19 protein-coding genes and 2 tRNA genes are annotated in these 21,960 nt (G+C 45.1%); 19 read left to right on the top strand and 2 right to left on the bottom strand.

From position 1 onward, the window contains the following. Positions 1-89 precede the first annotated feature (89 nt). The 3 genes from icd (at position 90) to LCF57_RS11670 (ending at position 3,117) form a co-directional block, all read left to right on the top strand. Positions 90-1,385, top strand: coding sequence for an NADP-dependent isocitrate dehydrogenase (gene icd / locus LCF57_RS11680; RefSeq protein WP_152381159.1), 1,296 nt, complete (start codon positions 90-92; stop codon positions 1,383-1,385). 15 nt (positions 1,386-1,400) lie between these two features. Further along, positions 1,401-2,342 carry a malate dehydrogenase gene (mdh, locus tag LCF57_RS11675; protein ID WP_226000833.1) on the top strand — a complete coding sequence of 314 codons (942 nt, stop codon included), beginning with the start codon at positions 1,401-1,403 and terminating at the stop codon, positions 2,340-2,342. Between the two features lie 361 nt (positions 2,343-2,703). Further along, positions 2,704-3,117: a hypothetical protein gene (locus LCF57_RS11670; protein WP_226000832.1), complete on the top strand. Its 414-nt coding sequence runs from the start codon at positions 2,704-2,706 to the stop codon at positions 3,115-3,117. Between the two features lie 122 nt (positions 3,118-3,239). On the opposite strand, the gene LCF57_RS11665 is transcribed toward LCF57_RS11670, so the two are convergent. Continuing rightward, a complete protein-coding gene (locus LCF57_RS11665) occupies positions 3,240-4,328 on the bottom strand; it encodes a low temperature requirement protein A (RefSeq protein WP_226000831.1) in 1,089 nt (362 codons plus the stop codon). A gap of 235 nt (positions 4,329-4,563) precedes the next feature. Between LCF57_RS11665 and LCF57_RS11660 the strand changes: the two genes are divergently transcribed. The 11 genes from LCF57_RS11660 to LCF57_RS11610 all read left to right on the top strand — a co-directional run bounded on the left by LCF57_RS11660 (position 4,564) and on the right by LCF57_RS11610 (position 16,786). Next, positions 4,564-5,433, top strand: coding sequence for an SDR family oxidoreductase (locus LCF57_RS11660; protein WP_226000830.1), 870 nt, complete (start codon positions 4,564-4,566; stop codon positions 5,431-5,433). A 109-nt stretch (positions 5,434-5,542) separates the two neighbouring features. Further along, a complete protein-coding gene (gene pnpS, locus LCF57_RS11655) occupies positions 5,543-7,345 on the top strand; it encodes a two-component system histidine kinase PnpS (protein WP_226000829.1) in 1,803 nt (600 codons plus the stop codon). A 129-nt stretch (positions 7,346-7,474) separates the two neighbouring features. Then, on the top strand, positions 7,475-8,206 hold the full coding sequence (locus tag LCF57_RS11650) for a response regulator transcription factor (protein WP_010349065.1): 732 nt from the start codon (positions 7,475-7,477) through the stop codon (positions 8,204-8,206). A gap of 133 nt (positions 8,207-8,339) precedes the next feature. Continuing rightward, positions 8,340-9,464, top strand: a complete 1,125-nt coding sequence (locus LCF57_RS11645; RefSeq protein WP_226000828.1) for a methyl-accepting chemotaxis protein — start codon at positions 8,340-8,342, stop codon at positions 9,462-9,464. A 127-nt stretch (positions 9,465-9,591) separates the two neighbouring features. Next, positions 9,592-10,350, top strand: a complete 759-nt coding sequence (gene pstB / locus LCF57_RS11640) for a phosphate ABC transporter ATP-binding protein PstB (protein WP_152381166.1) — start codon at positions 9,592-9,594, stop codon at positions 10,348-10,350. Positions 10,351-10,389: 39 nt separating this feature from the next. Continuing rightward, positions 10,390-11,049, top strand: coding sequence for a phosphate signaling complex protein PhoU (gene phoU, locus LCF57_RS11635; protein WP_226000827.1), 660 nt, complete (start codon positions 10,390-10,392; stop codon positions 11,047-11,049). Between the two features lie 175 nt (positions 11,050-11,224). Continuing rightward, the gene (gene polA / locus LCF57_RS11630) at positions 11,225-13,879 is read left to right on the top strand and encodes a DNA polymerase I (protein ID WP_226000826.1); all 2,655 of its coding nucleotides are present in this window, start codon (positions 11,225-11,227) and stop codon (positions 13,877-13,879) included. A 71-nt stretch (positions 13,880-13,950) separates the two neighbouring features. Continuing rightward, positions 13,951-14,781 (top strand): DNA-formamidopyrimidine glycosylase, encoded by an 831-nt coding sequence (gene mutM / locus LCF57_RS11625; protein ID WP_226000825.1) that lies wholly within the window; start codon positions 13,951-13,953, stop codon positions 14,779-14,781. Between the two features lie 111 nt (positions 14,782-14,892). Then, complete coding sequence (locus tag LCF57_RS11620; protein ID WP_226000824.1) at positions 14,893-15,618, top strand: MntP/YtaF family protein; 726 nt, start codon at positions 14,893-14,895, stop codon at positions 15,616-15,618. Positions 15,619-15,629: 11 nt separating this feature from the next. After that, positions 15,630-16,226, top strand: a complete 597-nt coding sequence (gene coaE, locus LCF57_RS11615; RefSeq protein ID WP_226000823.1) for a dephospho-CoA kinase — start codon at positions 15,630-15,632, stop codon at positions 16,224-16,226. After that, the gene (locus LCF57_RS11610) at positions 16,223-16,786 is read left to right on the top strand and encodes a lytic transglycosylase domain-containing protein (RefSeq protein WP_226000822.1); all 564 of its coding nucleotides are present in this window, start codon (positions 16,223-16,225) and stop codon (positions 16,784-16,786) included. The genes coaE and LCF57_RS11610 overlap by 4 nt, the downstream gene beginning before the upstream one ends. A gap of 115 nt (positions 16,787-16,901) precedes the next feature. Here LCF57_RS11610 and LCF57_RS11605 read toward each other — a convergent pair whose 3' ends face one another. Continuing rightward, the gene (locus LCF57_RS11605) at positions 16,902-17,126 is read right to left on the bottom strand and encodes an alpha/beta-type small acid-soluble spore protein (protein WP_013309613.1); all 225 of its coding nucleotides are present in this window, start codon (positions 17,124-17,126) and stop codon (positions 16,902-16,904) included. A 105-nt stretch (positions 17,127-17,231) separates the two neighbouring features. Here LCF57_RS11605 and nrdR point away from each other — a divergent pair, with 105 nt between their 5' ends. From nrdR to LCF57_RS11580, 5 genes are all read left to right on the top strand, one after another. Further along, positions 17,232-17,699 (top strand): transcriptional regulator NrdR, encoded by a 468-nt coding sequence (gene nrdR / locus LCF57_RS11600; RefSeq protein WP_226000821.1) that lies wholly within the window; start codon positions 17,232-17,234, stop codon positions 17,697-17,699. 124 nt (positions 17,700-17,823) lie between these two features. Next, a tRNA-Ala gene (locus LCF57_RS11595) sits at positions 17,824-17,899 on the top strand. Between the two features lie 13 nt (positions 17,900-17,912). Beyond that, positions 17,913-17,985 (top strand) — tRNA-Lys (locus LCF57_RS11590). Positions 17,986-18,627: 642 nt separating this feature from the next. After that, positions 18,628-20,385 carry a sensor histidine kinase gene (locus LCF57_RS11585; protein WP_226000820.1) on the top strand — a complete coding sequence of 586 codons (1,758 nt, stop codon included), beginning with the start codon at positions 18,628-18,630 and terminating at the stop codon, positions 20,383-20,385. A 4-nt stretch (positions 20,386-20,389) separates the two neighbouring features. Beyond that, positions 20,390-21,943, top strand: a complete 1,554-nt coding sequence (locus LCF57_RS11580) for a response regulator transcription factor (protein ID WP_226000819.1) — start codon at positions 20,390-20,392, stop codon at positions 21,941-21,943. Positions 21,944-21,960: the final 17 nt, after the last annotated feature.

The raw sequence follows: 21,960 nt of genomic DNA, 5'->3' as shown, positions 1-21,960 counted from the left end.
GGACGGCGAGGGATAGACGTTTTTTGTCTGTGATGAAGATCACTTCTTTCGCCATGTACCCATTCATATCTGAGGAGGAAAAGGAACTTATGGTGAAATTTGAAAAGTTTGAGCTCCCAACTGAAGGCGAAAAAATTACGATTGATAACGGTCAGCTACAGGTTCCGAACCATCCGGTTATTCCGTTCATCGAAGGTGATGGCACAGGACGTGACATCTGGAAAGCATCCAAGCGCGTACTGGACGCAGCTGTAGATAAAGCATATAACGGCACTAAAAAGATTGCCTGGTATGAAGTATTCGCTGGTGAGAAAGCTTTCAATACATACGGCGAGTGGCTGCCTAACGATACACTGGAAGCCATCCGTGAGTATATTGTAGCCATTAAAGGTCCACTTACGACACCTATTGGCGGTGGCATTCGTTCCTTGAATGTGGCATTGCGCCAAGAACTGGATTTGTACGTATGTCTGCGTCCTGTTCGTTACTTTAACGGCGTACCGTCTCCGGTAAAACGTCCTGAGTTGGTAGATATGGTTATTTTCCGTGAGAACACAGAAGATATCTACGCAGGTATTGAGTATGCCGAAGGCTCCGAAGACGTGAAAAAGGTCATTCAGTTCCTCCAGCAAGAGCTGGGTGTGAACAAAATCCGTTTCCCTGAAACCTCGGGTATCGGGATTAAGCCGGTTTCCTCCGAAGGTTCAAAACGTCTGGTTCGCGCAGCCATTCAGTATGCTGTTGACCACGGACGCAAGAGCGTAACGCTCGTACACAAAGGCAACATTATGAAATTTACCGAAGGTGCTTTCAAAAACTGGGGTTATGAAGTAGCCGAGGAAGAATTTGCAGATAAAGTATTTACTTGGGCTCAATATGATGCCATTAAGGAAAAAGACGGTGAAGATGCGGCCAATGCAGCTCAAAAAGCTGCTGAAGATGCAGGCAAAATCATCATCAAGGATGCGATTGCTGACATTGCACTTCAACAAGTACTGACACGCCCATCCGAATTTGATGTTATTGCTACGCTGAACCTGAACGGGGACTATCTGTCCGATGCACTGGCTGCTCAAGTCGGTGGAATCGGTATTGCCCCAGGTGCGAACATTAACTATGTAACAGGGCATGCCATTTTTGAAGCTACACATGGCACAGCGCCAAAATATGCTGACAAAGACGTTGTGAACCCTGGCTCTGTGATTTTGTCCGGCGTCATGCTGCTTGAGCACTTGGGCTGGAAGGAAGCCGCTGACCTGATCTATAAAGGACTGGAAACGTCCATAAATCAGAAAATCGTAACGTATGACTTTGCCCGTCTGATGGATGGTGCTACACAAGTGAAATGCTCCGAATTTGCAGATACTATTATTAGTAACCTGTAGGAAGGGGAATGCCACGTGACCATTCAACGTAAAAAAATATCTATTGTTGGCGCCGGTTTTACCGGTGCCACTACCGCATTGATGCTGGCTCAAAAGGAGCTGGGCGATGTCGTGCTGATCGATATTCCGCAACTTGAGAATCCGACCAAGGGCAAGGCGCTCGATATTTTGGAGGCCGGTCCGGTACAGGGTTTTGACAGCCTGGTCACAGGTACTTCCAACTATGAGGATGCAGCCAATTCAGACATTGTTATCATAACAGCTGGAATTGCACGCAAGCCCGGCATGAGTCGTGATGATTTGGTCAATACCAACGCAGGAATCGTAAAATCCGTGTGCGAAAACGTGAAGAAGTATGCGCCGGATTCCATTGTCATTATTCTGAGTAATCCGGTCGATGCAATGACCTTTACTGCATACCAGACGCTTGGTTTCCCGAAAAATCGGGTTATCGGCCAATCGGGTGTGCTGGATACAGCGCGGTATTGTACCTTTATTGCACAGGAATTGAACGTATCCGTTGAAGACGTGCGCGGCTTCGTTTTGGGTGGTCACGGTGATGATATGGTGCCGATGGTACGCTATTCCAGCGTCGGTGGTATCCCTATCGAAACTTTGATTCCACAGGAACGTATCGAAGCGATCGTACAACGGACGCGTGTCGGCGGTGGTGAGATTGTGAACCTGTTGGGTAATGGTAGTGCATACTATGCCCCGGCCGCTTCGCTTACGCAGATGACAGAAGCGATTGTAAAAGACAAAAAACGTATTATCCCGGTCATTGCTTATCTGGAGGGAGAGTACGGTTATCAGGACTTGTTCCTCGGCGTACCGACACTTCTGGGTGGCAATGGCATCGAAAAGGTGTTCGAGCTGGAATTGACCGCTGAAGAAAAAGCAGCGCTTGATCAATCCGCCGAATCAGTTCGCAATGTAGTTAAAGTAGTCAACGTCTAAATATGTTTATCGTGTAATCTTTGTTTTCACTTACTAAAGGGGTGTCCCATAAGCCATATTATTGGCTGCGGGCCCCCTTTAGTTTTTGAGTAATTCCTTTCTCTAATTACCGAAAATATCAGATTGGATTTGCTGGCACCAGCGAAGCGGACGGAACGATTGCGGACAAGCGTAGCGCTCGCCTTTGTCTCCGGATTTTTACCATAAAGCTATATTCAAAAAATTCGGAGACAACAGCGATGGTAGCAACGTTTCGTTCGCGGAGCCTCCCAAGCCCCCAATCTGAAACTTTCCCGCTTCTCTTTGTCCCTTTTGCCCGATATAATAGATTTGAGTTTCATACAAACGGAGGTAATGAGGAATGTTTTTTCTACACATGATAGGAACATTGGCACTGGGCTTTTATCTAGTATTGCCGTTTTTAGTGGGGAAGATTGGAAGCCTGTCTCCCACGGCGCAGGAAGGTATGGTGTCAGCTGTTCAGCTCTTAAACCGTATCGCCCAATTTGCACTTATCATTCTGCTGGTTAGCGGTATATTTTTGACTATTGGCGGCCCATATTCCGTGGCATGGATCGTCATCGTGCTTGTGCTGTTTTTGGCTATTTCCGCCATTGGCGGCATTATGGGCAAGCCATTACGTTTGGCGCTGGAAGCACTTCCCAATAATCAGCCGATTAACGGCTATATTGGCAAAATGCGTACATTCAGTACATTGCTCGCAGTATTCCTGATCATGATTACCTTTTTAATGGTGTACAACCACATTATTTAAAGGTATAAGTGAACGGATTTTACGAATTCCTGAATTGCAATATAATGGCCTGTGCTTCTTTAGCACAGGCCATTTTGCGATATCAAGCTGTCATAGCTGAATTTCAATAATTCCTATGCACATTATGTAGTCGCTTTGGCAAAAATGATAAAAAACAACATGAGTTCACCTACGATGAGATGAGGGGAGACTACAATAACGAGATTGAAGATAAACAGGACACATAACAGGCCCAATAATAAAAGCATGACCTTAAAGCGTGGCTTGAGATGATGAAACCGATACTGATGAAATACAAGCATCACGGATAAGAAGTAAATCAAAACAGATCCAAAAGTAAAACAAAGGATAAACAGATACGCCAATTGCTGCAGAAATAAGAGCTGTATTGAAGCTGCAATCATACTGAGTGAGAAATAAATAAACAAATGCCCGTAGATGATGGTTTGTCCTGCCGTTTGCTTTGTTTTATCTATACGTTTTTCTACATTTTCGAAGTATTGCCACCAAATCGCAATGACCAATACAAAGGCCAAAGCGGCAAAACCAATGGACGAAGGTGTGAATTTATCGGATTTTAACACTGACAGCATGCTGACAACCGATTCACCCAGTAAAATCAAGGTGAACAGCGCAAAGCGCTCTAATAGATGTGCTGTATGGATTGGTGTTTTAACCAGGTTTTTACGGCCTATTAAAGGCACGAGGATGTCAACCGCAATACCTGCATATAAAATGACATATCGAAGCGATGAATCAAAAAACATGGAGCAGCATGAGATGATGATTCCAAGCCAGAAGTAGGTTCCAAAGAAGCGTGCAGTCTCCTGCCTATGATGCTTTTCTCTTCGAGCGGATACCAAATATTGAATCGCAGTTAAGCCTCTTAACCCGATATATCCAATCAGAAATGGTGCGAAATTAGCGTCAAAATCTGCATCCAGACTGGCGGTCATAATCAGAACAAAAAATAGTTCGAGGATCATGAAGATCCGGTGTGTCGTCGTATCTTGGCCATAACGGTTGTTATAAACGCTTTGTCCCACCCAAGCCCACCAAATGGGAATGAAAATAAGAACAAACTTTGCCAAATGCTCCATCGCAATACTACCGTGCTCCACGTGCAATAAAACATGAGTAGCTTTGGAAACTGCGGCCACAAAGAGCAAATCATAAAAAAGCTCTAGCCAGGTCACCTTTTTTTCCAGCATTCTATTCAACAAACCTCCTCATGCTATTCTCGTAATTTATTTTTTGCTGCTTATATACGTAGCTCCCTTCCATAGTCTAGCAGACCACAAGATGTTGGGATACCTTATTTTTTAACGATCTCCATATAATAATCATACATTCCGTTTAATCCGAAAGCTGTTGGGTAAATCAGGAGTAGAGTGGATGCAAATGTTGCATCCTAAGGGATATCTGATTCTGAAAGGAGTTTTTACCATGCCAAAAAGTAATCAAACCCAGCAAACCTTACCCCCACAGCATCAAGAGCAGCAACCGGGAATTGAGTCGAAAATGTCGCCTGCCCCTCAATTTGAAAAGCCGACTTACAAAGCGGCTGGCAAACTGACAGATAAAGTTGCGATTATTACGGGCGGAGACAGTGGAATTGGACGAGCTGTAGCCGTAACGTATGCCAAAGAAGGGGCTGACGTAGCCATCGTTTATCTGAATGAGCATAAGGATGCAGAAGAAACGAAACGTCAGGTAGAGCAGGAAGGACGCAAATGCGTGCTGATCCCTGGTGATATCGGAGATGACCAATTTGCTAAAAAGGCGGTTCAACAGACGGTTAACGAGCTGGGCAAGCTCGATATTGTCGTGAACAATGCGGCGGAGCAGCATCCGCAGCAAAAGCTGGAGGATATCACCAAAGAACAGTTGGAGCGCACCTTCCGTACGAATATTTTCGGTATGTTCTTCCTGACACAAGCAGCTTTGCCACATTTGAAAAAAGGGAGCGCCATCGTCAACACAACGTCAATTACTGCGTATGCCGGAAATAAGACGCTCATCGATTATTCCTCCACCAAAGGGGCGATTACCGCGTTCACTCGCTCCCTTTCACTCAATTTGGTGGAACAGGGCATTCGGGTGAATGCTGTAGCACCTGGTCCGATCTGGACACCACTAATTCCGTCTACGTTCGATGCCAAAACCGTCAGCGAGTTTGGTGGAGCACAGCCGATGAAGCGCCCGGGTCAGCCGGAAGAACTGGCGCCAGCCTATGTGTACCTAGCTTCAGACGATTCTTCTTATGTAAGCGGGCAGGTTATTCATATCAACGGCGGTGAAGTCATTAACGGATAAGCAGGAGGTTGGGGCAGTCCATGCCCCGACCTTTTTTCTTTAGCAGTGGAACAAAAAGCAGGTAGCCTGTAGAATGGGACTTAACTTACATAAAGGATGGGCATATTTTATGAAATCATTTCGTTTCAGGCTTACCCTGATCATGCTGATTTTGATTGGTGTATCTGTCCTTGCTGCGGGAATTACCATGGGACAAATTTTTAAAAATTCAAACATGAAGGTGCTTGAGGAGAACATGGGGCGTGAGATCGACCTGCTTCGCGCTACATTCCCCTTTGTCAATGCAGACGCTCTTTCCAGCACAGATTATGTCTCTTATTATTCTGAAAAGGCGAAGGAAATTGCTCGTCTGACGGAATCGCGTGTGACCTTCATTCGCAAGGATGGGACGGTGGTTGGCGATTCGTTAAGCGATCCGCGCAAGATGGAAAACCACGCATCCCGCGAAGAAATTAAGCAAGCCTCGACAGAGGGGATCGGACGCACGATACGCTACAGCGAAACCTTGCAGCGAAACATGCTGTACGTTGCAGAGCCTGTTGTGTCGGATAAAGGCTTTGACGGATATATCCGTTTGTCCATGAACCTGCAAGCGGTAGAGGAGGGAGTACAACGCGGCTGGACAGCCATTGGAATTGGACTTGTGGTGCTGTTTCTCGCTGCCGGGCTGGTCAGCTATCGTATCGCCCGCAGCCTAACCTCACCCATTGAGCATATTACGGGTGTAGCCAATCGTATTTCCAAGCTGGATTATGACGCCCGGGTAGGCATAGAGCGCAGGGATGAGGTAGGGCAACTGGGCGAAGCTATTAATCGCATGGCAGACAGTCTCCAAAACCAAATGAAAACGATCCGTGATAACGAGGATTTGCTCCAGAGCGTCATGAGCAATATGACTGGTGGAATTCTGATGATTGATGCCGGTGAGCGTATTGCGCTTGTAAACCGTGAGTCTGAGCGGATGCTTGGTGTCGCGGGTAAGCGGGTGACGGATAAACCGTACCATGAGCTAAAGAAGCATTACGAACTGACCAAGCTGATCGAGGGCAGTATACAAAGCCGTGGGAGGCTGCATGGTGAGGTACATTTGTACAATCCCGAGGAACGACTGGTTTTGCTGGATGGTGTACCCATGTACGAGGATGACGGCGGATACCGCGGGATGTTGTTCCTTTTGCAGGATATTACGGCGATTCGCCGATTGGAAAATATGCGAAGCGAATTTGTGGCGAATGTTTCTCATGAGCTAAAAACACCGATTGCGGCGGTCAAGGGCTTTGCCGAAACGTTGCTTGGCGGCGGGGTTAAGGATGAGGAGACAGCCCGTTCATTTTTACAAATTATTTATGATGAAAGTGAACGGCTGAATCGGCTGATCGGCGACATTCTAGAGCTATCCAAAATCGAGTCCAAGCGTTCTCCGCTGGATTGCTCTCCAGTGCATGTTTCGTCGTTCATTGAATCATTGCTAGAGAAACTGAACAATGTAGCTGCCAAAAAACGAATTACGCTGCATATGGATATTCCGGATGAACTGTTTATGGAGGCAGATGAAGATAAGCTCCAGCAGATTTTTCTGAACCTTCTGTCTAATGGCATTAACTATACACTGGACGGCGGCAAGGTCAAGATCAAGGTTATGACAGTACAGCGTGAGAACGACACGGAAAGAGTCGTATTTACGGTCAGCGATACAGGCATCGGGATTCCGAAAAAAGATTTGCCGCGTATCTTTGAACGCTTTTACCGGGTAGATAAAGGACGCTCGCGCAACTCGGGCGGAACGGGTCTGGGGTTGTCGATTGTCAAGCATTTGGTTGACCTGCATCATGGAACACTTTCGGTGGAAAGTGAGCTTGGCATAGGTACTACATTTACGATTGAATTGCCATTATTGCAACAGGAAGAATGAACTATAATCGTTTTTACATTCTGTTAACAATGTCGTGATAAAATAAACGAGTGTCGCATGAGTATGGAAAAGCTTTCGGAATTTTGACCAATGCGCCTTTAACAGGTAAACAGGAGATGAAGTTATTTTATGGGACAACGCCTGCTGGTTATTGAGGATGAACCAACGCTTGCCAGATTGCTATCCTACAATTTGATACAAGAAGGTTTCGAAGTAGATACGGAGGATCATGGCAGTGCAGGGTTTGAAAAAGCATCCAGAGAGTCCTACGATTTGATCCTGCTGGATTTGATGCTGCCCGGTATGAACGGACTGGATATCCTGAGCAGACTACGCCATCAGGGACTAACGACGCCAATCATTATTTTAACAGCCAAAAACGGTGAAGCCGAGGTTGTTCAGGGGTTGAAGTCGGGTGCGGATGATTACATCACGAAGCCTTTTGGCGTTTCTGAGCTGCTGGCCCGTGTAACTGCGGTGCTGCGAAGAACATCCGGCGGGGATGAAGGGGTGCTGTCAGATCAGAAAGACGGCTCCAAAATTCAACTGGGCGAGCTGGAGATTTACCCTGAAAAATATGAAGTCATTCTTGGAGGGCAGTCTATCAGCTTAAGGCCCAAGGAATTCGAGGTGCTTCTCTACTTGTCCCGTAAGCCAGGTGTGGTACTCACTCGGGATGATCTGATGAACGCGGTGTGGGGCTTTGACTATATTGGCGGTCAACGGACGGTGGATGTGCATGTCAGCTCATTACGCAAAAAGCTGGAGCTCGATCCCGACTCGGTTCATATTGATTCGATCCGCGGTGTAGGGTACAAACTGGTTGTAAATAAGAAAAGAAGCGCTTCTCATTTGCTATAAATGAGGAGCGTTTTTCTTTGTGTCCAATTTGTGATTTTACATTCCGTTAACAAATATAGGCGTTACAATCAATAAATGACCGATATGATGTTCCCGTCACTCCAAGTAGTTAAAAAAAGGGGACTTCAGAACGATGATAACGGAACCAAAGACCCAGCCGAGTTCCACTGCCGTGATTGAACGTGATGCATACAAGCCGATTACTACTTACGTGCCATGCCGGGAGGTTCCCATTATTGGTACGGACATGTCCTGTAAAGAACTGTTAGCTCTTATGAAAACGCAGGAAAATATCCCTTGTGTCATAGTCGTTGATAAAAATAGCCTTCCATTGGGCATTATTATGAGGGATGCGTATAATCGCCATTTTACTGGCAGGTTTGCTGCGGCCCTCTTTTATGACAAGCCTGCGGCGATATTTGCCGACCCCAACACACTCATTGTTGATCTGAAAAGTCCAGCATCGGACATTGTAGAACTGGCGATGCTGCGCGATGATCAACGTTTTTACGATTGCTTGCTTCTAAAGGAAGGTACGCGGCTACTCGGTGTACTCACCATTCGTGATATCCTGTCTGTCGTTCAGCGCATGCAAAAAGAAGCCGACGAACACCGCGGTAATGTGGTTCGGCATAGCTATGACGGTGTCCATCGTATTCAGACGACAGTGCTGGATGCCGCCAAAGAGGCCGATGACAGTATGCGGCTCACTCGCTCGATGAGTGAATTATCGCGCCGTGGCAAAGTAGAGCTGGAGGATGTTCTTCTCTCCTATCGGGCAGTGACTGAGCAAATGCAGCGCCAGCATGAGCAGATGACGGCGCTAACTCAATCGCTGAATGACATTGCAGGCATGGCCTCGTCGATTCGCGCACTGGCAGATCACAGCGGACTGCTGGCCATCAATGCATCCATTGAGGCCGCACATGCCGGCGAACATGGACGTGGCTTCCAGATTGTGTCGCAGGAGGTGCGTAACATGTCCCTCCAGACGAAAGACTTTTCCGTACAGATTACCAGCTTGCTAGCGGATATTGAACAAATGCTGCGTGACACCGCAGAGCTGACGGATACAAGCATGCAGCAGATTCATACAGGCTCCCAATATATATCGGCCGGAACCCAAACCTTTGCCCAACTATTGCAGGCTGTCACGGAAATTGAAGCTAAAAACAGCCAAATGTCCCGTTCAGCAGAGGAAGCGGCTTTGAACGCAGCCGGAATTGCGCAGGAGCTTGAGTTGATGCTGAATCCATGATCATTTTACATACCGTTAACAAATACACCACACTGATTTTACACACAGCTTATATAATCTTCATATTGTGCAAATCAGGTGCAATGCTTGAGGACCATAACTGCAACACGAAGGAGATCATAAATCCATGAATGATTCCGTAATTCGGATTGATAAGCTGAATTTGTATTATGAGAAATTTCACGCCCTTAAAAATATAAACCTCGATATTCCTGAAAAAACGGTCACAGCCTTCATCGGTCCATCCGGCTGCGGCAAATCAACCTTGCTCCGTACGCTAAATCGGATGAATGATATGATACCTGGAACGCGTATTGAAGGCACCGTGAGTATTGCAGGTCAGGATATATATGGCGATACGATGGAAGTAGAAACGCTGCGCAAGCAGGTAGGGATGGTTTTTCAACAGCCTAACCCGTTTCCCAAATCCATTTATGATAACGTGGCCTACGGACCACGTCTGCATGGAATTCGGCAAAAGGAAAAGCTGGACGAACTGGTCGAGCAAAGCTTGCGGCAGGCGGCGCTTTGGGAAGAGGTTAAGGATTTTCTGAAGCGTTCAGCTCTGAGCTTGTCCGGTGGACAACAGCAACGGTTGTGTATTGCCAGAGCGCTTGCTGTACAGCCGGATATTTTGCTTATGGACGAGGCGACATCTGCGCTGGACCCGATCTCCACGATCAAGATTGAAGAGCTGGTTCAAGAACTGCGGGACAGGTATACTATCGTCATGGTGACGCATAACATGCATCAGGCTGCGCGTGTGTCCGGTCGGACTGCGTTCTTTTTGAATGGTGTTGTGGTGGAGGCGGCAGATACAGAGGCGATGTTTTCCACGCCACAGGATTCCCGCACAGAAGATTATATTTCCGGGCGATTTGGCTAAAGCCAACCCAATGATTATGCCAGAAGGGGTGACTTCGAAATGATACGTAGAAAAGGTTTTGATGAGGGATTAGATGAGCTGAGAGCCGTACTGCGCGAAATGGGTGCACATGTTTCGAAGGCGCTTGATCAGGCCATTGAATGTTTGCAGACCAAAAATACAGAATTGGCTCAGCAGGTGGTTAAAAATGATGCATCCCTGAACGCGCTGGAAGAGAACATTCTCGACATGGGTTCCAAGCTCATCATTACCCAGCAGCCGGTAGCCAAGGATTTACGCCGGATTATTGTTGCATTTAAAATTTCCAGTGATTTGGAGCGGATGGGAGATTTGGCGCTCGATATTGCCAAGGTCACTCTGCGCCTGGAGGGGCAGCAAATGATGAAGCCGCTGGTAGATATTCCTCATATGGCTTCCATTGTTAAAGAAATGATTGACGATGCTATACAATCGTATTTGGATGAAAATACGGATCTGGCCTATAAAATGGCGAAAGAGGATGACCGTGTGGATTCCATGTACAGCAACATGATCAGCGATTTGTATGCCTTTATGGTAGAAAAGCCAGCAGAAGCTTCACAAGCCATGCTGCAACTGCTCGTAGGGCGATATATTGAGCGGATTGGTGACCATGCTACGAATATCGGTGAAAGCACTGTATATCTCGTGACAGGGGAGCGGCCAGATTTGAATCAGTAAAGCGATCGGGTATTAGCGGTTGTTTCTGAACCAGACTTGTCTTTGAGCAAAAGGCAAATTGGTTAGGAAACAGCCGTTTTTTTCTGAAAAAGGAGCCTTGTATGTTAAGATAGAAGAGGAATGCGTAAAATCGTAACAACGTTTCAAATGTATTGATGAACTTGCGAGGTGCAAAATGGATAAACTCATGCTTATAGATGGTAACAGTATTATTTACCGGGCGTTTTTTGCAATGCCGCCGTTAACGAATTCGAGCGGACAGCAGACGAACGCGGTGTACGGATTTACAACGATGTTATTGCGGCTCTTGGAGGAGCACAAACCGACACATATTATGGTTGCCTTTGATGCCGGGAAAATAACTTTTCGCCATAAAGGGTACGAGGATTACAAGGGTGGACGGGAAAAAACACCGCCGGAGCTGTCCCAGCAATTTCCACTGCTGAAAGAGCTGTTGACCGCCTTCGGCATTGCCCAGTTCGAACTGGATGGCTATGAAGCAGATGACATTATAGGTACCCTGTCCAAAACAGCGGACGAAGCGGGTGTCCATGTATTGGTCGTGACCGGGGATAAGGATATGCTCCAATTGGCTTCGGATCACGTTACTGTCGGCTTGACCCGCAAAGGGGTTACCGAGGTGGAGACGTATGGACCTGAACAGATTCAGGAGCGCTACGGCTTGAAGCCCTTGCAAATTATCGACCTCAAGGGACTGATGGGTGATACGTCAGACAATATTCCTGGAATTCCGGGTGTAGGGGAAAAAACAGCGCTCAAGCTGCTGCACCAATATGGATCAGTCGAAGAGGTGCTGGCGCATACGGACGAGCTGAAAGGCAAAATGAAAGAGCGAGTTGAAACCCATGCAGACGATGCGCGAATGAGCAAAGAATTAGCGACCATTTATCGAGATGTAACGCTGGACAAGCAACTGGAAGATGTCGTCTTCAGCGGACTGAAGGCAGAAACAGCCGGACCTGCTCTGGCGAAGCTGGAGTTCAAGTCCTTGCTGGAACGCTTATCCCTTTCGGGTGAGGTTGGCAGTGTGGGGACAGACGTAGAGGAAGCCACGGCTGACGTGACCGTGCTGGATGAGCAGCGGATAAGCGAATTGGTAGAAGTACTGAATCATGTAGATGTGCTGCATGTGGAGACGCATGGTGACAATCCGCACCATGCTGAAATCGTAGGTCTGATATTTGCCGCAGCGGGACGACAGTTTTTTATGACATTGGGTGTACTGCAAAGTGATGCAGCAACGCCTATACGTGAATGGCTTGCTGACGCTGAACGCAAAAAACGCGGTCATGATCTGCATCGTACGGATTTGGCTTTGCATTGGCACGGAATAGAGTTTGCCGGAGCCGAGTTTGATGTCCAACTGGCTGGATACTTGCTGGACCCGACCGATGCGAATCAGACGCTCAGCGGATTGGCAGCCAAATACGGTTTGTCCTCCATTCGTCCGGACGATGAAGTGTTCGGTAAAGGCGCTAAATATAAAGTCCCTGACGTGGATGTACTGTCCGATCATGTGGCCCGCAAGGCGGCGGTGATCGAAGCGTTGGTACCCGTACAGCAGGCGGAGCTGGAAAAAACGGAAATGCACAAGCTATTCCATGAGCTGGAGATGCCGTTGTCTCGCATTTTGGCCGATATGGAAAAGCAGGGGATTTTGGTGAACGTAGAGGAACTGCGCGCTTTGGGTAAAGAATTTGAAGCCCAGATTGCAACGCTGGCGGGTGAGATTTACAGCATTGCCGGTGTAGAGTTCAATCTGAATTCACCCAAGCAGCTGGGTGAGATTTTGTTTGATAAACTGGGCTTGCCTGTTATTAAAAAGACGAAAACCGGTTACTCGACCGATGCAGAGGTGCTGGAAAAGCTCGCTCCTTACCATGATATTGTGCAAAACATTTTGCAGTACCGCACCATTGCCAAGCTCCAATCGACGTATGTCGAAGGATTGCTGAAGGAAATTTCGGAGAAAACGGGTAAAGTGCATACGTATTTCCGACAAACGGTTGCAGCAACCGGACGCTTGAGCAGCCAATTTCCGAATTTGCAAAATATTCCGATTCGTCTCGAAGAAGGACGTAAAATTCGCAAAGTATTTGTGCCGTCGGAGCCAGGCTGGTCTATTTTGGCGGCAGACTATTCACAGATCGAGCTGCGGGTGCTGGCTGATATTTCGGATGATGAGCGTTTGAAGGAAGCCTTTGTTCATGATATGGACATCCATACGAAGACCGCATCCGATGTGTTCGGTGTCCAGGCGGAAGACGTGGACTCCAATATGCGACGTTCCGCAAAGGCGGTCAACTTTGGGATTGTTTACGGGATCAGCGACTATGGCCTGTCGCAAAACTTGAATATTACGCGCAAAGAAGCGGCTCGCTTTATCGACCAGTATTTTGACGTGTTCCAAGGTGTTCGCCGTTATATGGATGATATTGTGAAGGATGCGAAGCGGGACGGTTACGTAAAAACGCTGCTGGAACGAAGACGCTATTTGCCGGAAATTAACGCCAGCAATTTCAACCTGCGTTCGTTCGCCGAGCGTACAGCGATGAATACGCCGATTCAGGGTACGGCAGCCGATATAATTAAGTTGGCGATGGTGCAGATGGATGCAGCGCTTCGAGAACGTAACCTTCGCAGTCGTATGCTGCTCCAAGTGCATGATGAGCTTGTGTTCGAGGTTCCGCCTGAGGAAATAGAAACGATGAAAGAGCTTGTCCCAGCTATAATGGAGGCTGCGTTGAAGCTGTCTGTGCCACTTAAAGCAGAAGTAAGCTACGGTTCCAATTGGTATGAAGCGAAGTAAGATTTTTCAATGAGCAGATAGTCCCATTTTGGCGCTACTTCCGCTATAATATAGGGTGAGGTGAAGACATCATGCCGGAATTACCGGAAGTAGAAACGATTAAACGAACACTTAACGAGCTTATCGTCGATAAACATATAGATCATGTGACCGTAAATTTGCCGCGTATCATTCAACGACCTGATGATATCCACGCTTTTGCGATGGAATTGGCCGACCACCGGATTACGGGGGTGGAGAGACGCGGCAAGTTTCTGCGGATTTTGCTGGACGGGCTGGTGCTTGTCTCCCATCTTCGAATGGAAGGGCGATATGGATTGTACTCGCAGCATGATCCTGTGGAAAAGCACACGCATGTCATCTTTCATTTTAAAGATGGTACGGAGCTGCGTTATCAGGATGTACGTCAATTTGGAACAATGCACTTATTTCCGGCAGGACAGGATTTGCTGGAAAAACCGTTGAACAAGCTCGGCTTGGAGCCGATGGACGAGTCCTTTACACCAGAAATGCTTCGTGCCGCTGTCGGAACTCGTTCGACTTCGATCAAGGCCGCGCTATTAAATCAGTCATATGTTGTTGGTATCGGGAATATTTATGTAGATGAATCGCTATTTAAGGCGGGCATTCATCCGGCACAGCCGGCAAAAAGCCTGACTGATAGTCAATTTCATGTTCTGCATGAAGCTATTGTCTCCACGCTGGGCGCGTCGATTCAGGTTGGAGGCTCGTCCATCAAATCGTTCGTCAACGGACAGGGTAAAACAGGTGGCTTCCAGCATCAACTGCAAATCTACGGACGTAACGCCAAGCCTTGTGTAAACTGTGGTACATTGATCGAAAAGTCTGTCGTGGCCGGACGTGGCACGCATCATTGCCCGGTCTGCCAGCCTCTCCGTTAAACAGATACAGTCACGCCAAGCCCATCCTTCTCATATATTGTTCCAAGTACCAATACTGCGAAGGGCTTCGGCTGTTGTAAGGCCCTTCCTTCGCAATGGGAGGGAATTGGAGTGGCTAATCATTGGGGAGCCCTGCTATTACTGGCATTTGCGCTAAGTTTGGACAGTTTCGGAGTCGGTGTTACATATGGTCTGCGCAAGATGAAAATTCCATTGCTGTCGATTGCCATCATTTCAGTATGTTCAGGTCTGGTGATCGGCATATCGATGCAGCTCGGCGCATTACTATCCCGTGTTCTGTCTCCTGTATATACGACTGTTTTCGGCGCTGTTATCCTGATCTGTATCGGCTGCTATTCTTTGATTCAAGCCCTGCATCGAAAAGAGGATTTGACGGACGATCCTGTGAGCGGATCTGTTCTGAACCAGAAGAAAGGTACAGAGGGTACAGAAATAGCCGAAGCTTCCTCGAATGGTTCAGAGATGCAGCGGGAACGAACGGTATTTTCTCTGGAGTTTCGCAAATGGGGGCTTGTCATTCGTATTCTTCGAAGTCCGTCTGCTGCGGATATGGACAGTTCCGGTAGTATATCCGCATTGGAAGCGGTTTGGCTGGGCATCGCCTTATCGGTCGATGCGTTTGGAGCAGGGTTAGGAGCGGCTATGCTTGGTTTCCAACCGCTGTCTACCGCGCTGGCTATTACGTTATTCAGCGGGACGTTTTTGATTGCAGGTATGAAGGCAGGCTTTTTCTTGTCGGCATTCCGATTTATGAAGGCGCTGGGTGTGTTACCCGCATTATTACTGATTATGATGGGCATATTGAAGCTGTTATGAGGTGAAAGAGCATGAATATCGGATTAACCGGAGGTATTGCTACCGGAAAAAGCACCGTGTCGGCTCTTTTGGTCGCCAAGGGTGCGCTGCTGATCGACGCAGATGCCATTGCCCGGGAAGTCATGCTTCCGGGGCATCCGGTGCTGGCGGCGGTCATAAAGCATTTTGGACAAGCTGTGATGAACAGCGACGGAACCCTGCGTCGCAAAAAGCTGGGGGAAATTGTATTTGCAGACCCTGCCCAGCGACAGGCGCTTAATAATATTACTCATCCCGCGATACGTGAGGAGATGCGACTGCGCATGGAAACTTACGAACGGGAGCAGCCGGACAAGCTTGTTTTGGCAGATATCCCGTTATTGTATGAGTCTGGACTGGAGAGCTTATACGAGGAAATTATGGTTGTCTATGTGCCACGTGATGTCCAGCTCCAGCGTCTGATGCTTAGAGATGGACTGACAGAGGAACAAGCCGGACTCCGATTGTCTGCGCAAATGGATATTGAACAAAAAAGAAGCAAGGCCGATATCGTCATTGACAATAGTGGAACACAGGCTGAAACGGAACGTCAAATTGATCTGTTTTGGCAGCGAAAGGGACTTGCATGAATATACTGCGTAAAAAGAGAGTCCTACTCACTTTGTTTGTCGGTTTTGTTCTGATTCTGTTTTTTAGTTCCAATTGGATGTCGTGGTTTTATCCGATTCAGTATAAGGATGAAATTCGGCAGTATTCGCAGACGTATCAAGTAGACCCTTTTTTGGTGGCGTCTATTATCCGTGTGGAAACGAATTTCAAAACCAGTAAGCAGTCAAACAAAGGCGCATTGGGGCTCATGCAGATTATGCCTGATACGGCCAATTGGATTATGGACAGTGCTCAGGTTCAGAGGGTTCCATTGGATGACGTAAAGCACGAGCCGGGCGCCAATATTGAGCTGGGGACCTGGTATTTGCATAATCTGTCTGCCAAATTTCAAGACAACCCGGTAGCGATCGTAGCCGCTTACAATGCAGGACCGGGTAAAGTTCAGGAGTGGCTGGATAAGGGAGTGTGGGATGGAAAGGAAGAGTCCATTAAGCAAATTCCCTTTGGTGAGACGCGACATTATGTACAGCGAGTCATTTACTATTACAGGCAATATACAAAAATTTATAATGAGTTTTGAATCACAAATTAATGACAATATGAGCCTTTTGCCATTAAAATGAAAAAAGCGCAGGACAGGCTGTACTTGCAGCCTGTCCGTACACTTTTTTGTTACTTCTACGTTATTACCGCGATTATTGATATTGACCTGCCAATTGTTGTTCGGCGATCGTTACGAGGCGTTTTGTGATGTAGCCCCCGATCGAACCGTTCTCATAGGAAGTCATGTTGCCTTGGTATCCATCTTGAGGAATGCTGATACCCAGCTCTTGAGCGATTTCATATTTCATTTGCTCCAGAGCGCCGGAGGATCTGCTGACTACCAGGTTGTTGGAGTTGCCATTGTTTCCTTGTGCCATTGTTGTTCACCTCCTCGCGACGTGGTAAACATATTATGATCCGTTTTGACAAAATTATTACTGAAAAGCATCGGGAATTTATTGGAAAAAGGAAGTGATGATATTATGAAATGTCCATATTGTACTTACAATGGGACGAAAGTATTGGATTCACGGCCTGCGAATGATAATAAGTCCATTCGCCGCCGTCGTGAATGTGAGCAGTGTGCCAGGCGTTTTACCACCTTTGAAATGGTGGAGGAGACCCCTCTTATGGTCATCAAAAAAGATGGAAGCCGCGAAGAGTTTAGTCGTGATAAAATGCTGCGCGGTCTCATTCGTGCCTGTGAAAAGCGTCCTGTATCCGTCGAGCAGCTGGATATGATCGTATCCCAGGTGGAAAATGCTATTCGCAATACAGCCGCCACCGAGGTGGACAGCCAGCAGATCGGTGAGCTAGTCATGGAGCAGCTCTATCCTGTAGATGAAGTCGCTTATGTACGCTTCGCGTCCGTCTATCGGCAGTTCAAAGACATTAACATGTTTATGAAGGAACTGAAAACACTGTTATCCAAAGATACAGCCAGCGACTGATCGCTGACTGTATCTAGGATAATGGTAAGTAGATGATTATAATTTTTTTATAAAAGTATTGACAAAGGGTGCAATATTTTATATGATATAGAAGTCGCTTGAAACGTTATTGATTACACATAATGGGGCCTTAGCTCAGCTGGGAGAGCGCATCGCTGGCAGCGATGAGGTCAGGGGTTCGATCCCCCTAGGCTCCACCAAAGTTTTGATTATGGACTCTTAGCTCAGTTGGTAGAGCAGTTGACTCTTAATCAATTGGTCCAGGGTTCGAGTCCCTGAGAGTCCATCCTTTAGAAAAAAACGGCAGAGATGCCGTTTTTTTGCGTTGATTAAGTACAGATTATGAAATTCTATGGCAGGCTAAGACTCAATATTAACATTTGGTGTGACATAATAGTTCACTTGAAGAATTTTAAAATAGCTTCCAATAGTTCCTGACTCATTCCGCATCGTGATCGCAAAGCCCTCACATGTTGTCCCCTCAAAGATACCCAAATATAAAGGCTCAATATATTTATTCTTTGCTCATCCTTGCAGATCCGCAAGATTGAGAAATCTCTTAGCTACATGCATTTCGTAAATGAAGAGTAGTTCAATGAAAAGATGTGAAAAACAATATTTTAGTGAATTGCGTCATAGGGCATCTATCGTGTTTTAGTGTAATTTAAGATAAATAAGATAAACAAATTCATCCTAAAAATACTGCAAAAGATAAAATTGTTTTTAAAGTCTGGTGTGTTGAAAAGTGATTAGAAAAGCGAGTATTATGCATGTTTTTCCTGATTATTATGAAGAGTATAAGCGCCGCCTATGGAGCCTTTAATGGAGACAAATTCTGATAACAGTCCTGTGTCAAGAAATTTAAAGGAAGTATTTTATTTGGAATAATAAAGTATCATTCCCCAACTGAGGGAGCTGTTTTAGGTTCATGAAGAAGATATGGTTTTACTTTGCAAATTTTTATATAAATTCAAAGCTAAACGTAAAGCTTTTCTTAACGATTACATTGATTATGATGACAACGCTAGTATTTGTATTAGGAGGTCTTCAATATGCTTTTTCACTCTATGATGAGCAAATCTATGCAAAATCCTCACAAGTGCTGATGATGTCGTCCAACAACGTAGAAGAGAAGCTTGAAAGAGTGGAAGAAGTCAGTTATAACATAGCAGTCGACCCGTATATTCAAAAAATTTTATTAGATCTTCAAGGAAATGTAAAAGGCTATGATTTCTATCGTCTTGAACAGAAAATTGGAGATGAGTTGGAAAAATATGTAGATCCGGCAAATTACATTCAATCCATTTATCTGTACGATTCAGCAGGAAGGGAGTTTTTGGCCGGGGATAGCAGCAAACCGATAAAGAATAAAGATAAGGAACTTGCTCTTAGTCAGGCGGATAAGTATGAGGGTAAAAACCATTGGATGGAGCTGGAAGGGAACAATGGAGATTTAATTTCTGTTCGCCTTATCCAGTCTTATGAGAATTTAAACTTTGAAACCATCGGCAAACTGCTTGTTCGTGTTAATTTAGATAAGATTGTAAGCGGTTTACCAAAGCCTCACGGAGAAATAGCAGGAAATATTGTGATTACAAAAGAGGATGAGGTTTTTTATTCAGAAAAAGGGATAGATGATTTTAAAGAATATCATTTCAATGCAAAAAATGATCAGGGCTATAGTATTGAATACATTAATGGGGAAAGAACCTTTGTCAGCCATATTACAACCGGTTTTAAGGACTGGACATACTGGAGCATCATTCCATTTAACATGATGTTTTCCAAGATTACTGCGGCGAAATATACCTTGGTGCTGGTTTTTATGTTAATGTTCGTTTTTCTTATTTCCCTTGGTTTTAAATTTTTAAGAAAGTTTACGAATCCCATTCAAGAATTAGCATCTACCATGCAGGAAGTCCAAAAGGGGAACTTTCACGCTGTAAATTTATTAAATCCCTCTACGATTAATGAAGACGAGGTAGGGATTCTTTATCGGAATTTTATAACAATGATCCAAAGAATTGATGAGTTGATCCAGGAGAATTTTTCTAAGCAGCTGCTGATCAAGGAAACTGAATTTAAAGCATTGCAGGCTCAGATAAACCCGCACTTTTTATACAATACACTGGAGTCTGTTAATTGGTTGGCTAAAACAAATAAACAGAAGCAAATTTCAAGCATGGTGGAAGCCCTTGGTCATCTCATGAGATACTCCACAAATTTTAAGCAGGATATTATTACATTTGAAGAAGAGATCGACATTTTAAATAGTTATTTAACCATCCAAAAATACCGGTTTGACGATCGGATTGATTTTCAAATGGACTTCCCCTCCCATGTTGCAAAATATAAGATTCCAAAATTAATATTGCAGCCGCTTCTGGAGAATTCGTTCAAGCATGCAGTTGAGCCTTCCGTCTATTTGTCAGTTATTAAATTACATGTTTATCAGGAAGAGGACAAGCTATTTATTCGGATAGAAGATAACGGGCCTGGCATAGACCCCCTAATACTCCAAAAAGTAAAAGAAGGCAAAGTAAATCCTAAAGGTACTGGAATAGGATTGAATAATATCGATGATAGGATCAAGCTTTATGCTGGTGAACAGTATGGTTTAAGAATTGAAAATCTTTCGGGAAAAGGGACCGCAATTACGGTAGTTTTACCTGTTCAAACGGGGTGATAGAATGTCATATAAAGTGTTATTGGTAGATGACGAAAGGATTATTGTTGAAGGTATTTCCAATGTGATCGATTGGGCAGCATTGGATACAGAACTTGTAGCAACGGCGAGAAACGGGATCGATGCGTATGAGAAAATTGTTGAACTAAAACCTGATATTGTTATCAGTGATATCAAAATGCCTGGTATGGACGGACTTAGTCTTGTTTCAAAGGCACATAAGAAATATCCTTCTATAAAATTTATCCTGTTGTCCGGATATAGTGAGTTTGAATATGCGAGAACCGCCATGCACTATGATGTTAAAAATTATTTGTTAAAGCCATGTAATGAGGATAAAATTACAGCTGCACTTAACGAAACCGTTAATGAACTAAACGAAAAAAAGGTTCAGGAAACCTTTAATAGCGAGCTCCGGGAAAAATATCAAAACGCTCAGCCCTATATCAAAGCACATCTGTTAACCGAATTCTTAACTAGTAAAAGCTACTTAGACAATGATTTATCATTTTATCAGCAGCTTTTTGATTTTGAAATAAATAATCAGCAGGTCAGAATCGTTCTTTTTATGATGGAAGGTTATTTTTCTTATGAGCATTTGTTTGCCATCAAAAATATTGGAGCTGAGATCCTTGACTCTGTCTTGGTAACTACCAATATAGGCGAATATGCACTGTTCCTAATCAAGGATGATCATGACACGGAAAAATTACATCAAAAAATTAATCAAATAAGAGAAACCATTTATCAATATTTCAAAAGAGATACCACTGTTGCTATAAGTGAAGGGAACTATTTCCGATACGCCAGGAACTTGTACCGTGAGGCCATGGAGTGTTTGGAACATCGTTTTTATTTAGGGGAAGGAAGCATTATAACGAGAAAAGATATTTTACCGGCAAATGCAGCCGTCCCCAATGATTTTATGATCGATGAGCAGCAACTTGTTCTAAAAATCAAATCCGGGCATATCCAGGATGTATGCAAAGGAATTACCAGTATTTTTGAAAAAATGACGGATTTACGGCTGGGGATTGACTTGACAAAATCCTATTGTATACAGCTCTATATTGCAATTGTACAGACGGTAGATACAGATCGCATGCAAGGTTACCTCATGGGAACATCTGTATTGTTAGAGATGGAAACTGTCCAGCAGATGAAAGATTATATCGAAGCAACAGCCAGAAAAATGACCAATGAGTACTATAATCGTTTCAAGTCAAAACACTCTTCTGTAATTAGCAGAGTAATGGAAATTTTAATTGAGAATTTAGGAAACCCTGATTTATCACTAAAAATGGTAGCTAATGACATTTTATATATGAATCCAGATTATCTGGGAAAACTGTTCAAACAGGAAACTGGCCAGAGATTCTCAACCTTTCTCACTAAATTAAGAATTGAAAAGGCAGTGGAGTACATTTCAAAAATGGACGATGTGAAGGTTGGAACGTTGGCCAAAATAATCGGGTTTGGTGACAACCCCCAATACTTTAGTCAGGTTTTCAAAAAATATACGGGTTATACACCATCTGAATACCGGAAAGTTACATGAATCCATAAGCTCACTCG

The sequence above is a fragment of the Paenibacillus sp. BJ-4 genome (genome assembly GCF_020404765.1).
Classification (GTDB): Bacteria; Bacillota; Bacilli; order Paenibacillales; family Paenibacillaceae; genus Paenibacillus.
Note: the sequence above shows the minus strand (reverse complement) of the source record. Positions and strands in the feature narration are given on the sequence as shown.

Excerpts from the sequence above, each read along its gene's own strand:
- icd (WP_152381159.1), top strand. The coding sequence starts at position 90 with ATGGTGAAATTTGAAAAGTTTGAGCTCCCAACTGAAGGCGAAAAAATT.
- LCF57_RS11670 (WP_226000832.1), top strand. The coding sequence starts at position 2,704 with ATGTTTTTTCTACACATGATAGGAACATTGGCACTGGGCTTTTATCTA.
- LCF57_RS11665 (WP_226000831.1), bottom strand. The coding sequence starts at position 4,328 with ATGCTGGAAAAAAAGGTGACCTGGCTAGAGCTTTTTTATGATTTGCTC.
- LCF57_RS11660 (WP_226000830.1), top strand. The coding sequence starts at position 4,564 with ATGCCAAAAAGTAATCAAACCCAGCAAACCTTACCCCCACAGCATCAA.
- pnpS (WP_226000829.1), top strand. The coding sequence starts at position 5,543 with ATGAAATCATTTCGTTTCAGGCTTACCCTGATCATGCTGATTTTGATT.
- LCF57_RS11650 (WP_010349065.1), top strand. The coding sequence starts at position 7,475 with ATGGGACAACGCCTGCTGGTTATTGAGGATGAACCAACGCTTGCCAGA.
- LCF57_RS11645 (WP_226000828.1), top strand. The coding sequence starts at position 8,340 with ATGATAACGGAACCAAAGACCCAGCCGAGTTCCACTGCCGTGATTGAA.
- pstB (WP_152381166.1), top strand. The coding sequence starts at position 9,592 with ATGAATGATTCCGTAATTCGGATTGATAAGCTGAATTTGTATTATGAG.
- phoU (WP_226000827.1), top strand. The coding sequence starts at position 10,390 with ATGATACGTAGAAAAGGTTTTGATGAGGGATTAGATGAGCTGAGAGCC.
- polA (WP_226000826.1), top strand. The coding sequence starts at position 11,225 with ATGGATAAACTCATGCTTATAGATGGTAACAGTATTATTTACCGGGCG.
- mutM (WP_226000825.1), top strand. The coding sequence starts at position 13,951 with ATGCCGGAATTACCGGAAGTAGAAACGATTAAACGAACACTTAACGAG.
- coaE (WP_226000823.1), top strand. The coding sequence starts at position 15,630 with ATGAATATCGGATTAACCGGAGGTATTGCTACCGGAAAAAGCACCGTG.
- LCF57_RS11610 (WP_226000822.1), top strand. The coding sequence starts at position 16,223 with ATGAATATACTGCGTAAAAAGAGAGTCCTACTCACTTTGTTTGTCGGT.
- LCF57_RS11605 (WP_013309613.1), bottom strand. The coding sequence starts at position 17,126 with ATGGCACAAGGAAACAATGGCAACTCCAACAACCTGGTAGTCAGCAGA.
- nrdR (WP_226000821.1), top strand. The coding sequence starts at position 17,232 with ATGAAATGTCCATATTGTACTTACAATGGGACGAAAGTATTGGATTCA.
- LCF57_RS11585 (WP_226000820.1), top strand. The coding sequence starts at position 18,628 with ATGAAGAAGATATGGTTTTACTTTGCAAATTTTTATATAAATTCAAAG.
- LCF57_RS11580 (WP_226000819.1), top strand. The coding sequence starts at position 20,390 with ATGTCATATAAAGTGTTATTGGTAGATGACGAAAGGATTATTGTTGAA.